General features: G+C 66.6%; 3 protein-coding genes and 1 pseudogene. 2 read left to right on the plus strand and 2 right to left on the minus strand.

Going from position 1 to position 15,464, the window contains the following annotated elements; translation table 11 throughout:
• Positions 1-34: 34 nt before the first annotated feature.
• Together ACIPZB_RS03890 and norR are read right to left on the minus strand one after the other, a co-directional pair.
• A pseudogene (locus ACIPZB_RS03890) lies at positions 35-11,020 on the minus strand (BapA/Bap/LapF family large adhesin); the annotation flags it as partial.
• Positions 11,021-11,212: 192 nt separating this feature from the next.
• Positions 11,213-12,763, minus strand: coding sequence for a nitric oxide reductase transcriptional regulator NorR (gene norR, locus ACIPZB_RS03895; RefSeq protein WP_400639073.1), 1,551 nt, complete (start codon positions 12,761-12,763; stop codon positions 11,213-11,215).
• A gap of 155 nt (positions 12,764-12,918) precedes the next feature.
• On the opposite strand from norR, the gene hmpA reads away from it, so the two are divergent.
• Both hmpA and ACIPZB_RS03905 read left to right on the plus strand, forming a co-directional pair.
• A complete protein-coding gene (gene hmpA, locus ACIPZB_RS03900) occupies positions 12,919-14,097 on the plus strand; it encodes an NO-inducible flavohemoprotein (protein ID WP_400639074.1) in 1,179 nt (392 codons plus the stop codon).
• 418 nt (positions 14,098-14,515) lie between these two features.
• Complete coding sequence (locus ACIPZB_RS03905) at positions 14,516-15,022, plus strand: disulfide bond formation protein B (protein WP_008093818.1); 507 nt, start codon at positions 14,516-14,518, stop codon at positions 15,020-15,022.
• The last annotated feature ends 442 nt before the right edge of the window (positions 15,023-15,464 follow it).

Below are 15,464 nucleotides of genomic sequence, written 5' to 3' on the forward strand. Positions count from 1 at the left end.
CGCCGGGCGTGATGCCCGGCGGGTTGCTGCGCCTTCAGACGACATGGATGCCGTTCTGTACCCACAGGTGGTGGCTTGGGTCCTCCTGGGCCGTGTATTGGTTGTAGTCGACGCCGTCTGCGCTCTGGTTGCCGGTCAGGGTCCAACTGTCGGTGAGGTGAACCGAGTCTTTTTCATCCCCTTTGATGATCAGGGTGTCCTTGCCGGTTTCGGTGATTGCCACCACGTCCGCCAGGTTGAGGGTCAGCGCTACCGAACTGGTGTCGTTGAGGTCGATGACTTCGATGTCGTGGACGCGCCCGACCAGGTTGCCCAGGTCGATGCTGGCATCGCCCCCGCCCCACAACAGGGTGTCGGTGCCGGTGCCGCCGTCGATGCTGGCGAACTGCTGGTCGACCACCACCAGGGTGTCGTCCCCTGCGCCGCCTTGCAGGGTGATGTGGCCACCCTGACTGCCATCGAGGTGGTCGTTGCCGTCGGTGCCGGCGATGACTTCGCTGGAGGCCGCCGCCGCGACCAGTGCCGTGCCGTCGTCGCCGCTGTCGGCCAGCATCGAGGAGGTGGCAGTGAAGCCGCTGGCGCCGTCCAGGTTGATGGTGAGGGTGGCGGTGTCGCTGGTGCCGTTGGGGTGGGTCAATTCGTAGGTGAAGGTGTCGTGCTGGCCGATCACCGCCGAAGTGAGCCCATTGTTGAGGGTGTAGGTGTAGCTGCCGTCCGCATGCACCAACAGCGAACCGTAGGTGCCGGCCACGGTGATGCCGTTGTAGCCAGGGACGGCGTAGGTATTGCCCGCGACCAGCACGCTCAGCACGGTGAGCGAGGAACCCAGGTTGTCGGCCCCGGCGGGGTCGGTGATCAGGTTGCCGTTCACGGCGGTGTAGCCGCCGACCACGAACTCGGTGAGGTGCGTGGTGGTGGTGTTGAGGCTGGTGGTGATCGAACTGAGCAGGCCGATACCGCTGGAACCGACGCGGACCTGGTAGCTGCCGGCACCCTGGCCGGTGAAGGTATAGGCGGCGCCACCGCCCAGCAGGGTCAGCAGCGAGCTGCCCGGTACCGACTGCACCAGGACGTATTGGCCGGTGCTGGTATTGAGCTTGTACAAGGCGATGGTGGTGTTGCCGAGCAGGGTCAGCAGGTTGGTCGAGTTGATCACCACTTGCAGGTCGGCGCTGGTGTCGGCGGCGACCGTGGTGGTGTAGATGGCCTGGCGCGAGCCGATCACCGGCAGGCTCAGCGTGCCCAGGGTGGCGCTGCTGCTGTCGACCCGGTTGGCCAAGGTGATGTGGGTGCTGTCGACATCGTTGACCGCATCCACCACCGTGGCCGGTGCGCTGAGGTTGCTGTCGCTCCAGATCTCCGAGGCTTGCGGGCTGTCGATGCGCACATAGAGGTTGGCGACATCGGTCAGGCCGTTGCTGTGTACCAGCTGGTAGCTGAACACATCCACCTTGCCGACGCTGGACGGCGTGCCGTTGGGCGTATAGGTGTAGGTGCCGTCGGCGCGGATCACCAGGGTGCCGTACAAGCCTTGCACTTCGGTGGCGCTGCCGGCGCTGACATAGCTGCCGTTCTTCAGCACCTGGAGTACGGCGGCGCTGTCCGGGCCGCGGGCATCGGTGCTGCCATCGACACCGGGATCGCTGATGACGTTGCCGGACACCGGTGTGCCGGTGCCGGTGAACTGGGTCAGGTTGGTGGTATCGATGTCCAGGGTGGTGGTGACGTTGGTGATCAGGCCAATGCCGCCACTGCCGACGGTCAGGCGGTATTCGCCGGCCTGCAGCACGCCGATGTCGACGCGGATGCCCTGGCCCAGCGGCAGCAGGATCAGGTCGAGCAGGCCCTGGCTGGTGCCGGTGGCCAAGGTTATCCAGGCGCCGGAGGCGTCCTTCACCTGCAGGGTGAAGGTGGCGTTGTTGAGCAGGGCCAGGGCGCTGTTGGTGGTCAGGGTCAGGGTCGGGTCCACCGTGGCGCCGGCGCCGACCGTCCAGGTAAAGGTCTTGCTGAAGCCGGACAGCAAGGTGGTGAAGCTGTCGTTGTAGGTCTGGTGGCTGACCACCGGCGCCAGGTTGACGGTGGCCGTGGCCAGGTTGTCGCTGGCGATCACCGGGGCATTGGCATCGATGTCCGGGGCGGTGACGTTGACGTTGCCGGAGGTGTTGTTGCGTGGGTCGGTCAGGGTTATCGACAGCACCTGGCCGTTGTCCTGGGCAGGGCTCAGGGTGACGGTGAAGGTGCCGTCGGGTTGTACGGTCGCGGTCTGCAGCACGGTGCCGCTGGCACTGCGCACGGTGACGGTGGCGCCGGGCTCACCGCTGCCGCTGAGGGTGCTGCCATCGGCACTGATCACCAGGTTGCTGGCGACTGCAGGCGGGGTGAGGTCCGGTGCGGTCAGTGAAGTACCGGTCGAGACATTGCCGGTGGCATCGGTGAGGGTGACGCTCAGGGCCTGGTGGTCGATCTGCGCCGCGGCCAGGCTGACCACGAACAGGCCGTTGCTGCCCACGATGGCGGTGCCGAGCACGGTGCCGGCACTGTTGCGCACGGTGACCGTGCTGCCGATCTGGCCAGAACCGGTCACCGTGGTGCCGGTGGCGTTGATGCTGGCCACCGGCGCGGCTGGCGGTGTCGTGTCTGGCGCGGTGATGGCGGTGCTGGTGGACGAGTTGCCGGCGGCGTCCGACTGGCGAACCACCAAGGCCTGGCCGTCGTTTTGGGGGGTGGTCAGGGTGACGCTGAAGGTGCCGTCGCTTTGCACGATGGCAGTGCCCAGCTGGCCACCGGGGCCTTGCACGGTCACGGTCGCACCCGGCTCGCCGTTACCGGTGAGCACGGTACCACCGGCATTGATCGACAGGTTGCTCGGCGCCAGCGGCGCCTGGGTGTCCGGCGCGGTGAAGCTGGTGCTGGCGGACACGTTCTGCGCGGCATCGGCCTGGCTCAGGCTCAGTACCTGGCCGTTGAGCTGGGCGCTGCCGAGGTTGATGCTGAATCCCCCCGCACCGTTGACCAGGCCAGTGCCGAGCACGTTGCCGGCCGCGTCCCGCACGGTGACTGTCGCGCCGGCTTCACCGGTACCGCTCAGCGCCAGGCCGTTGGCCGACAGCGCGGTGACCAGCGGGTTGGCCGGAGGCGTGATGTCGGCCGCCGTGACGAATATCGGCTGCGACTCGCCACCGAGCAGCGACACCGCCGTCACCGTCAAGTGTTGCCCGTTGAGCTGGGCGGTGTTCAGGGTCAGGGTGAAGCCACCGTCAAGGATGTTCGCCACACCGCTGCCGATCAGATTGCCGGCGGCGTCGTAGACGCGGATCGACGCGCCGGTGGCGGCGGTACCCGACAGGGTCAGGCCGTCGGCGGCCAGCGCTACATTGGTGGGTGGTTCTGGTGGTGGTACCAGTGGTGTGGAATAAGTCGCTACCGCCGAGGTGTTGTTGGCAGCATCGGTCTGGGTAACGGCCAAGGACGCGCCTGAACCGGGTGCCGGTTGCAGGTTGATCGAAAAATTGCCGCCGCTGTCGACCTGACCGGTGCCGATTACCACGCCGCCGAAGCTGACCGTCACGGTCGCACCCACTTCTCCACGTCCGGTGAGGATGTCATAGGTGTTGTTGACGGCGAGGTTGGTCACGGTGCCGGGCGGGGCGGTGTCGACGGTCTGGTACTCGGCCGGCAGCGAAGTGTTGCCTGCCGGGTCGGTAGCGATCACCGTCAGCAGTTGGCCGTTGTTCTGCGCCGGGCTGAGAGAGACGGTGAATTCGCCGCCTGCCGACACGGTGACGGTACCGACCACCGTGCCGGAGGGGTCGCGTACGGTGATGGTGGTGCCCGCTTCACCCGTACCGCTGAGCAATGTGCCATTGCCGGTCAGGGTCAGGTTGCCGGGCTGTACCGGCGGGGTCAGGTCGGGCGCGGTCAGCTGCAGCGGTGGCGAAGGGTTGCCGGTGGCATCCTGGGCAATGACGGTCAGTACCTGGCCATTGATCTGTGCCGCAGTGAGGTTGAGCACGAAGGTGCCGTCGGCACCGACCACACCTTGGCCGACCAGATCGCCTTGGTTGTTCATCACGGTGACGCGAGTGCCCGCTTCGCCTGTGCCGATGAGCTGCGTGCCACCGGCATTGAGCGCAGCTATCACGCTTGCCGGTGGCGTGATATCGACCGCCGTGATCGTGCTGATCGGCGAAACGTTGCCGCTGGCGTCCAGCAGGCTCACTTGCAGCAGTTCGCCATTGAGTTGCGGTGTATTGAGGTTGACCACGAACGTGCCGTTGGCGGCGACCGTGGCGGTGCCGATCTCCAGGGTGCCGACGAACACGCGCACGGTGGTGCCGGCCTCGCCTGTGCCGATCAGCTGGTCGCCGCTGGCGTTCAGGTGCAGCCCGACTGCTGCTGCGGGCGGCGTCAGGTCCGGTGCATCGACCGTGACCGGTGCGCTGATGTTGCCGGGTGGGTCGGCCTGCTGCACCGACAGCACTTGCTGGTTGATCTGCGGTGGCGTCAGCTGAACGCTGAAGCTGCCATCGGCGAGCACCAGGGTGGTGCCCAGGACCACGCCGGCGGCGTTGGTCACAGTCACGGTCGCTCCCACTTCGCCGCGACCGCTGACGACGCTGCCGTCGGCGTTGATCAGCACATCGGTGAGGGCGGCAGGCGGCGTGAAGTCAGGGGTTTGCAAGGTGGCGATGGCCGACACGTTGCCGGCGGCGTCGGTCTGGGTGAGGCTCAGCAGCTCGGCATTGCCCAGCGCCGGGTTGAGGGTGATGGTGAAATGGCCGCTGGCATCGACCTGCGCCGTGCCAATCTCGACACCGGCCGGGTTGCGCACGCTGACCAGCGCCCCCGCCTCGCCACGGCCGGTCAGGGTAAGGCCATCGCTGGAGATCGCCAGCTCGGTCGGCGCGGCGGGTGGGGTGGTGTCTGGCGCGGTGATCGGGCTTGGATTCGACTGGTTGCCGGCGGCGTCGGTCAACACCACTTGCACGGGCTGGCCATTGGCTTGGGGCGCACTGAGGCTGACCTGGAAGGTGCTGTCGCCACGGACCACGGCGGTGCCCAGCACGCTGCCATCGGCGGCCAGCACTTTCACCGTGGTGCCGGCCTCACCGGTACCGTTGAGCAAGCTGCCACCTGCGCTGAAGGCAAGGTCGGCGGCGGCATCGGGGGCCACGCGGTCGGGCGCGGTCAGGCTGACACTGTTCGACTCGTTGCCGGCGGCGTCCGTCTGGCTGGCACTGAGGTGTTCGCCGTTGATCTGCGCGCTGCTCAAACCAATGCTGAAATTGCCGTTGGCATCGACCACGCCACGGCCCAGGTCGATCCCGCCTTCACCGATCACGGTGACGGTGGCGCCCGGCTCCCCGCGGCCGCTGAGGGTCAGGCCGTCGTTGGCCAGTACCAGGTTGGTCAGCGGTAGCGGGGCGGTGCTGTCCGGTGCCTGCAAGGTGGCCGGCAGCGAGGCGCTGCCATCCGTGCCCACGGCGCTGACCTGCAGCACTTCGCCATTGGCCTGGGCGCTGCCGAGGTTGACGCTGAAAGTGCCATCGTTGCCGACCAGGGCCGTGCCCAGCAGCGTGCCGCCGGGACCGTAGACATTGACCGTGCTGCCCGGTGTGGCGCTGCCAGTGATCACCAGGCCATCGGCAGACAGCACCAGGTTGTCGGGCGTGTCGGGTGCCAGGTTGCCCGGCGCGCTGACCGTCTGTGGCGGCGAGACGTTCTGCGCGGCATCGGCCTGGGTGACGCTGAGGCTTTCACCGGCAGACGCCGCCGGGGCGAGGCTGACGCTGAAGCGGCCATCGCTGCCGACCGTGGTCGTACCGAGGGCGCTGCCGTCTGGGGCGCGCACGGTAACCGTGGCACCCGCTTCACCCGTGCCGGTCAGGGTGGCGCCATCGACCGAGACGGCCAGGTTGGCGACGGCGGCGGGTGGGGTGGTGTCGGCAGCGGTGTACGGCGTGCTGGCCGAGACGTTGCCTGCGGCATCGGTGGCGCTGACCTGCAAGGTCTGGCCGTTGGTCTGGGGACTGTTCAGGGTGACCTGGAAGGTGCCGTTGGCGTTGGCCACGGCAGTGCCGAGCAGATTGCCCGCAGCATCGCGCACACTGACCGTGCTGCCCGCTTCGGCGTTGCCGCTCAGTTGCAGGCCGCTGCCGGCCAGGGCCAAGGCGCTGGGCGCTGGCGGTGGGGTGAAGTCCGGCGCGGTGACGGCGACGGCGACCGAGGTGTTGTTGCCGGCGTCGGTCTGGGTCACGCTCAAATGCTGGGCATTGAGCTGGGCGCTATCGAGGGTGAGGGTGAAGCTGCCGTTGGCGGCCACCAGGCCGCTGCCGATGATAGTGCCGTCGGGGCCGCGCACGGTCACGGTGGCACCGGCTTCGCCCAGGCCGGTCAGGGTCAGGCCATTGTTGTTGAGCACCACGTTGCTCAGCGCGGCCGGTGGCGTCAGGTCCGGGGTGCTCAGGGAAACGGCAGGCGAGGCATTGCCTGCGGCATCCACCTGGCTCACGCCGATCGCCTGGCCGCTGGACTGTGGCGTATCGAAGGTCACCGTGAAACGGCCATCGGCCCCTACGCTGGCGCTGCCGACCACGTTGCCGGCGGCATCGCGCACCTGCACGGTGGCGCCGACTTCGCCGCTGCCGGACAACTGCTTGCCATCGGCGCTGAGCGCTACGTCGCTGACCGCGGCTGGTGGCGTGCGGTCGGGGGTCGCCAGGCTGACGGGCCCGGACACGTTGCCGGCGGCATCGCTGAGGGTGACTTGCAAGGGACTGCCGGTGGTTTGCGCACTGGGCAGGGTGATCTGGAACTGGCCGCTCTGGTTGACCGTACCGGTGGCCAGGATCGCACCACTGGCATCGCGCACGGTGACCGTCGCGCCCGCTTCGCCCTGGCCGCTGACCACGGTGGCGGCGCTGTTCAGGCTCAGCCCGGTGGCCGCGTTCGGCGCCTGCAGGTCGAACGCCTGTAGGGTGGCGGCGAGCGAGGTGTTGTTGGCGGCGTCGGCCTGGGTAATGGTGAGGGTCTGGCCGTTGGCCTGGGGCGGCACCAGGCTCACGCTGAACAGCCCATTGCTGCCCACGGTCGCGGTACCCAGCACGGTCCCTTGTGCATCCACAACGCGCACGGTCGCGCCCACTTCGCCGTGGCCGGTGAGGGTGGTGCCGCTGCGGTCGAGGCCGAGCTGGTCCGGCGCATCCGGCGCGGTGCTGTCTGCGGCCACGATGGTCGCCGGTACCGAAAGCTTGCCGTCCAGCGAGGCGCTGACCTGCAGCGTTTGCGCATTGAGCTGGGCGTTGCTGAAGAACACCCGGAACGTGCCGTCACTGCCGACCGTGGCGGTGCCCAACGTGGTGCCGTTCGAGGTCACGGTGATCAACGAACCCACGGTGCCTTCGCCGATGAGCAGGAAGCCGTCGCTGCTGATGTGCAAGTCGCTAGGGGTGGCTACTTCAGTGCCATCAGGGCCGTTGAGCGTGGTGGGGGTTTCATGACCGGCCCCATCGTCCACCACCACTTGCACGACATCGCCGCTGGCCAGCGGCGGGTTCACCGTGATCACGAAGGTGCCGTCAGGCCCGGCAGTGGCGGTGCCCAGAATTGTGCTGCCATCGCGCACGGTGACGGTGCTGCCAGGCTCGGCGTTACCGCCGACAGTGGTGCCATCGGCGCTCACGGTCAGGTCGGTAGCCGCTGCGGGTGGGGTGATATCCGGGGCGGTGATGTTCGACGGCGCGGACGCGTTGACCCCGTCGGTGACGACCACGCTCACGGTTTCGCCATTGGCCAGTGGCGGGGTGAGGGTCACGGTGAAGCTGCCGTCAGGGTTCACGGTCGCGCTGGTCACCGTGCCGCCGGGGCCGGTGATGGTGACGTTGCTTGCACCTGGCGCATGGCCGGTGATGGCGGTGCCGTCCGCGCTGAAGGTGACATCGACCAGTGTGGGCGGTGTGTGATCGGGTGCAGTGGCCTGGCCTGCGCTGGAAACATTGTTGGCTGCATCGGTCAGGGTGATCTGCAGTTGTTGGCCATCCAGCTGTGCAGGCGACAGCGCCACCGTGAAGTTGCCACCTGCGGGGACCACCACGGTGCCCAGCAAGTCACCGTTGGCATTGCGCACTTGCACGGTCGAACCGACTTCGCCGGTGCCGTGCAACAGGGTGCCGTCGGCGCTCACCTGCAGACCGGTCGGCGTGGCTGGAGCGGTCGTGTCGGCGGCGGTGATGGAAGCTGATGGCGAGAGGTTGCCAGCCGTGTCTTCCAGCACCACCGACAGCACTTGGCCGTTGGCCTGGGCCGGGCTCAGCGTGATGCTGAAGGAGCCATCCTGGGCGACTGTGCCACTGCCCAGCACTTGCCCGGCCGCGTCGCGCACGGTCACCGTAGCACCGGCCTCGCCCTGACCACCGAGCAATGTCCCGCCAGCGGTCAATGTCAGGCCCTGGGCGATTCCCGGTGCTTCAAGATCGCTGGCGGTCAGGGTCTCGGCGCCGGAGGTATTGCCTGCCGCGTCTGCCTGAGTGACCGACAAGGTTTGGCCGTTCAGCTGCGCAGGGTCGAGGGTCACGTGGAAACTGCCGTCGGCTGCCACCACGGCGGTGCCCAGTACCACGCCGCCAATTCCGGTGACCTGCACCGTGGCGCCGGGTTCACCTGTGCCCGAGACAACCGTGCCATCGGCGGACAAGCTCAGCCCTCCGGGCGTACCGGGTGCCACACTGTCCGGCGCGGTCAGGTCGGCCGCTGCAGAGACGTTGCCGGTCGGGTCTTGCTGTTCAACGGTCAATGCCTGGCCGTTGGTCTGCGCCGGCGTGAGGGTGATTTCGAAGCGACCGTCGCCCGCCACTACTGCAGTGCCCAGCACGCTGCCATCCGGGCCGCGCACGGTGACCGTGGCGTTCGGTTCGCCGGTGCCGGTGACGGTGGTGCCGCTGGCATCGATGCTCGGGTTGGCGACAGCTTGCGGCGGTGTGCTGTCCGGCGCCGTGAAGCTGACCGGGCCGGCGCTGTTGCCGAGGCTGTCGGTGGCCTCCACGCTCAGGCTTTCGCCGTTGCGCCGGGGCTGGTCGAGGGTCACGTCGAAGTGCCCGTCGGCGCCCACCTGCGCGGTACCCAGCACACTGCCATCGGCGCCGCGCACGGTGATGGTCGAGCCCGCCTGGCCAAGGCCGGTGAGGTGCAGGCCGGCGCTGTCGATGGCCAGCGCCGAGGGTTGCTGCGGACCGTCCAGGTCAGGGGCGACGAGGGTCGCGGTCGAACTGTTGCCCATTGCGTCACGCAACACCACGTCCAGTACCTGGCCGTCGGTCTGGGCCGGTGCCAGGGTGAGGGTGAACTGGCCATTGGCGTCGACCACGGCCGTCCCCAGCACCGTGCCCTGGGCATCGCTGACCTGCACGCTGGCACCCGGTTCGCCGCGTCCGGTGAGCGTGATGCCATCGGCACTGAGTTGCAGGTCGCTGGCTTGGTTGGGCGGGGTGATGTCCGGTGCCGTGATGGGGGTTGGCAGCGAGCTGTTGCCCGCGGCATCGATTAGCGTGATGGTCAGTTGTTCGCCATTGGCTTGAACGGGGTCAAGGGTGACGCTGAAGCTGCCATCGGCCTGGACGATGGCGGTGCCCACCACCTGGCCCTGGTCGTTCAGGACCTTGACCGTGGCACCCACTTCACCATGGCCGGAGACGGTGCGCCCGTCGGCGCTGATCTGCAGACCGCTGGCCGGTGCTGGCGGGGTCGTGTCTGCGCCACCGGGGTCGATGTCCGGCGCAGTGACCACGGCAGCCGTGGAGGTGTTGCCGGCGGCATCGGTGGCCGTTACCTGCAACTGTTCGCCATCGACCTGCGGCGGAGTGAGGGTAATGCTGAAATTGCCATCGGCCCCGACCAGGCCGCTACCGATCAGGTTTCCCTGGGCATCACGTACCTGCACCGTGCTGCCGGCCTCGCCACGGCCACTGAGTTGCCGGCCGGTCGGATCGATCAGCAGGCCGCTGGGCGCATCGGGTGGCGTGCTGTCCGGCGGGTTGCCCAGGCCATCGTCCGGGGCGCTGATGGTGCCGGCGGCGGAGGTGTTGCCAGCGGCGTCCTGGGCCGTGACTTGCAGTGCCTGGCCGTCGGTCTGGGGGGGTTGCAAGGTAACGCTGAACGCGCCGTCGGCGCCTGCCACCGCGGTGCCCAGCAGCGCGCCGTCGGCACCGCGCACTTGCACGGTGGCGCCGGGTTCGGTGCGCCCGCTCAGGGTCGTGCCTTGCCCATTGATCGCCAGTTCGCCGGGGGCCTGCGGCGCGGTCATGTCCGGTGTGCCGACGGTGCCTGCCTGCGAGCTGTTGCCCGCGCCATCGGTCAGGGTGACATCTAGGTTGCCACCGTCGAGCTGGGGCGCACTCAGCGAGACGTCGAAGGTGCCGTCGGCGCCCACTGTGCCGCTGCCGATCACATTGCCGGCGGCATCGCGCACGGTGATCGTGGTGCCCGTTTCGCCACGGCCGGTCAGGTGCAGGCCATCGGGCGATACCAGCAGATCGATGGCACTGGCGGGTGGCGTGGTGTCGCCAGGTGAGGAACCGCCACTGCTGCCACCACTGCTGTGGTGGTCTGCAGCGGCGGCCGCGCCGCCGACACCGAGCAGGCTGAGGCCGGCAATCGCCCAGGTCGGCGTGGCACTGCCGGCCACCCCGACGCCGGCCACCAGCTCATCGAGCGAGGCCACTTCGTCGAAGGTGAAACCGGTAAAGGCAGCGGCGTCATAGTTGGCGTGCCACAGGGTACCGTCTTCGCCAACGAACACCATGTCACTGCCGACGCCGGCCTGGTCCACGGCGAAGAAGTTGCCGACGGTGACCTTTTCCCCTGATTTGAGGGTGACGATCAGGTCCTGGCCACGGCGGGTGACGGTCGCCACCTGGTCGGGAGCCACCGGCATCTGCACGACACCCGGGCTGTTGAGCGTGATATTGCCCCAGGCACTCTGGGTGGCGACGGCGGATTGCTTGTCGGCGACGACGATGTTGTCCATGGTTGCTCCCTGCTGGTGTGCGGTACGGGTCGGCTTCTGCGACCCTTGCCTCGCGCAACCTCCCCCCGCGAGCGGACCTGTTGCGCGCAACGGGGCCGTGTAACGGCCCTGTGACCGGTGGTTAGGGAGATATAGCAGTCCAGCAGGAAGCAACCAGAGGCTTTCTGGGTTAATCCTTTGGTAAGAATGCGTCTAGCGCAGGCCTAAGCGCTTGGCCAGGCGGCTCAGATTGGCACGGTCCAGGCCCAGCTCGCGGGCGGCGGCGGCCCAGTTGTCCTGATGGCGCTGCAGGCAGGCGTCGATCACCTGGCGCTGATAGGCGTCGATGGCGTCGCGCAGGCCACCCTCGGGCAGCGAAGGCGCAGGCAGCAGGGCAGGGGAGGGCGCCGCCGCCGTGGCGGGGACGGCGCGCAGGTCGAGGTCGCTGGCTTCAAGGGTGAGAATGCGAGGGCGCTGTGGATGTTGGCCCATGGCCTTGAGCGACGAGCGGCCGATCAGATGTTCCAGCTCACGCACATTGCCGGGCCAATCATAGGCCAGCAGCGCAGCCTGGGCTTCGCTGCTCAGGCGCAGGCTGTTGAGGCCCAGGCGCGATCGGTTCTGTTCGAGGAAGTAACCGGCCAATAGCAACACGTCGCGGCCACGCTCGCGTAAAGGTGGCACCTGCAGCGGGTAGACGCTCAAGCGGTGATAGAAGTCGGCGCGGTAGTTGCCGTTGCGTACTTCCGCCGCCAGGTCGCGGTTGGTGGCGGCGATCAGGCGCACATCGACTCGGTGATCGCGGTCCGAACCCAGGCGCTGCAGTTGCCCGCTCTGCAGCACCCGCAGCAGCTTGGCCTGCACGGCCAGCGACAACTCACCGACTTCGTCGAGAAACAGCGTGCCGCCATTGGCCAGCTCGAACTTGCCCCGGCGCTCGCCGTGGGCACCGGTGAAGGCGCCACGCACATGGCCGAACAACTCGCTCTCCACCAGGGTATCGGGCAGGGCGGCGCAGTTGAGACTGACCAGCGGCTTGTCGGCGCGGCTGCTGGCCTGGTGCAGGGCTTGCGCCACCAGTTCCTTGCCCACGCCGGTTTCGCCGGTGATCAGCACGGTCAGGTCGCTGCTGCCGACCAGGCGGATTTCTTCCACCAGTTGTTTGTGGGCCTTGCTCTGGCCGATCAGTTCCCGGTCCTGGCCGCTGGCCTGGCGGTAGATCTCAGCGCGGTAGTGTTCGTCTTCGGCGCGCAGGGCCAGGTGTTCGATGCGCTCGGCTACGGTGACGGTGGCGGCCGCCAGGCTTGCGAAGGCCTGCAGGGCGTCCAGCTCCAGGCTCTGGAACTGCCCGGGGGTGAGGGCGTCGAGGGTCACCAGGCCCCAGGGCCGTTCATCGACCATCAGCGGGCAACCCATGCAGTCGTGCACTTCCAGGGCGGCGTCGTGGGCGTTGACCAGGCCATCGTAGGGGTCGGGCAGCTCGGAGTCGCTGGCAAAGCGGGTGGGTTCGGCGCGGCTGAGGAGGATCTGGAAGCGCGGGTGTTCACTGACCTTGAAGCGCCGCCCCAGGGTGTCGGCGCTAAGGCCATCGACGGCCAAGGGCACCAGCCATTCGCCGTCCAGGCGCAACAGCGCGGCGGCGTCGCATGGCAGCAGGCCACGCATGGCCTGGAGCAGGCGCCGGTAACGTTCCTGGTCCGGCAGGTCGCGGGAAAGGTCGCTGACCAGAGGGAGCAGGGCGGTGAGCAAGGGCTTTGCGGTCATAAAGACTCCTATTGGTCGTTATGACTATACGCCGGGGTAGGTCGTTTTGACATGATCGGCGTCAATCCCCTGATTTTGCTGGCGCCAAAAGTTGGCACGATTGCTGTAGTGGTCAACGCAACTTATTCAAGCCCCGTGCTCAGGAGTCGTTGCAAATGCTCAATGCCGAACAACGTGCAATCATCAAAGCTACCGTGCCCCTGCTGGAAACCGGCGGCGAAGCGCTGACCACCCACTTCTACAAGATGATGCTCAGCGAGTACCCCGAAGTGCGCCCTCTGTTCAACCAGGCCCACCAGGCCAGCGGCGATCAGCCGCGTGCCTTGGCCAATGGTGTACTGATGTACGCGCGCCACATCGACCAACTGGAGCAGCTGGGCGGCCTGGTTGGCCAGATCATCAACAAGCATGTGGCCTTGCAGATTCTGCCGGAGCATTACCCGATCGTCGGTAGCTGCCTGCTGCGCGCCATCGAGGAAGTGCTGGGCAAGGAAATCGCCACCCCTGAGGTGATCGCTGCCTGGGGCGCTGCCTACGGCCAGCTGGCCGACATTCTGATCGGCGCCGAAGAAGGCTTGTATAAACAGAAGGAAGAGGCCGCGGGTGGCTGGCGCGGCACCCGCGAGTTCCAACTGGTACGCCGTGAACAGGAAAGCAGCGAAATCGTCTCCTTCTATTTCGCTCCGGTCGACGGCAAGCCGGTGCTCAAGGCCGAGCCAGGCCAGTACATCGGTCTGCAGCTGTTCATCGACGGTGCCGAGCAGCGTCGCAACTATTCGCTGTCGGCCCTGTGCGATGGCCAGCAGTACCGCATCAGCGTCAAGCGCGAAGCGGGCGGCAAGGTTTCCAATTACCTGCATGATCAGCTGATGGTCGGCGAAACCCTGCAACTGTTCCCGCCGTCCGGTGACTTCACCCTGGCTGCCAGCGACAAGCCGCTGGTGCTGATCAGCGGCGGTGTGGGTATCACGCCCACCCTTGCCATGCTCGAGTCTGCGCTCAAGACCCAGCGTGCGGTGCATTTCATTCACTGTGCGCGCAATGGCGCGGTGCATGCCTTCCGTGACGTGATCGACGGGTTGGCCGAGCGCCATCCGCAACTCAAGCGCTTCTATTGCTATGCCGAGGACGATGGTTCGCGTGATGCCAATGCCGTTGGCCTGCTGAGCCAGGAACTGCTGGCCGAGTGGTTGCCGCGCGAGCGTGATGTGGATGCCTACTTCCTTGGGCCCAAGGGCTTCATGGCGGTGATCAAGCGTCACCTGAAGGGGCTGGGCGTGCCGGAAGGGCAGAGCCGTTACGAGTTCTTCGGGCCGGCGGCTGCGTTGGAGTGATGTTGGCAGGGGCCGCTTTGCGGCCCTTTCGCGACACAAGGCCGCTCCTACAGGACTGCGCGATCCCTGTAGGAGCGGCCTTGTGTCGCGAAAGGGCTGCGCAGCAGCCCCATCCTCTTCTTCTCTATATATAAGGAAGCATCAGCCGCAACGGCCATCTTTCACCTTAATCCTCCTTTAATCACTGTATCCTTCACTCCCGGGTGTCGAGGGGCTTGCCCCTGCGCGGCACCTGATCTGCCGCTTTTCACCGGCCGACGTTGAACCGACGTTGCCGCAGCCGGTCTGAAGCCATCTCCGGATAGTCCTGCGCAGTGCTGTCTCGCGCTTCCTCGACACGCTACAAGGCCCTGCCTGCGTGTAGACTTGCGCCAGGCAGGCACATGACGCTGCCCTCTATCCATCGAAGGAACCGGCAATGAACGAACTGACACTGCGCCTGAATCGGGAACGGCGCTTTCTGGTGCTGCTGGGGCTGATCTGTCTGTCCCTGATCGGCGGCGCGTTGTACATGCAGGTCGTGCTGGGCGAAGCGCCCTGCCCACTGTGCATCCTGCAGCGCTATGCCCTGCTGTTCATCGCGGTCTTCGCTTTCATTGCCGCGGCGATGCCTGGACGTCGCAGCCTGACCTTCTTCGAGTGCCTTGTGGTACTCAGCGCGATTGGCGGAATCGTTGCGGCCGGCAACCATGTGTATATACTCGCCAACCCCATGGTCAGCTGCGGTATCGACACCCTCCAGCCGATCGTCGATGACCTGCCCCTGGCCAAGCTCTGGCCATTGGCGTTTCAGGTAGACGGCTTCTGCAGCACGGCATACCCGCCGATCCTCGGCCTGTCGCTGGCGCAATGGGCACTGGTGGCATTCGTGCTCACGGCCATCCTGGTTCCGCTCGGCATCTACCGCAATCGGCGCCATCGTTAGACATTAGTCCCGAATTCAGTGAGGTCTTTTGCACCCACAGAGAAGAGGGAAAATCCTGCTCCCGCTTGATCCAGATCAATCACAAACCCTTGCCACATGCGGCTTTGAGGTCTATCAAGCGGGGTGCGACAAACTGTCGCGAAGTTGAATTTCAGATCCCTATTGTTACGCATTCTGTAAAAGACTGTTGCTCAATAAGTCATAGTCAAGGGTTGGCGACCTCACTACAATCGCCCCCAATTTCCGTTCGGCACTGCTTGCGAGTCGCAGGATTGAAGGAAGCCCAGCGCTTTCTTTTGCTGACTTCGTCAAGTTTCGCCCAGCGGCGATACCGAGCGGATACCCCTCCGCGTTTTCCCGCACCAAATGGACTTGGTCTGAAGTACAGGCCTGTTGCCTACGAAACCATAAGCACCGCTAACCCGCTTGAGCCAAGGTCCTG

Source organism: Pseudomonas sp. NPDC089396 (assembly GCF_044749545.1).
In the GTDB taxonomy this organism is placed as follows: Bacteria; Pseudomonadota; Gammaproteobacteria; order Pseudomonadales; family Pseudomonadaceae; genus Aquipseudomonas.

Excerpts from the sequence above, each read along its gene's own strand:
- ACIPZB_RS03905 (WP_008093818.1), top strand. The coding sequence starts at position 14,516 with ATGAACGAACTGACACTGCGCCTGAATCGGGAACGGCGCTTTCTGGTG.
- hmpA (WP_400639074.1), top strand. The coding sequence starts at position 12,919 with ATGCTCAATGCCGAACAACGTGCAATCATCAAAGCTACCGTGCCCCTG.
- norR (WP_400639073.1), bottom strand. The coding sequence starts at position 12,763 with ATGACCGCAAAGCCCTTGCTCACCGCCCTGCTCCCTCTGGTCAGCGAC.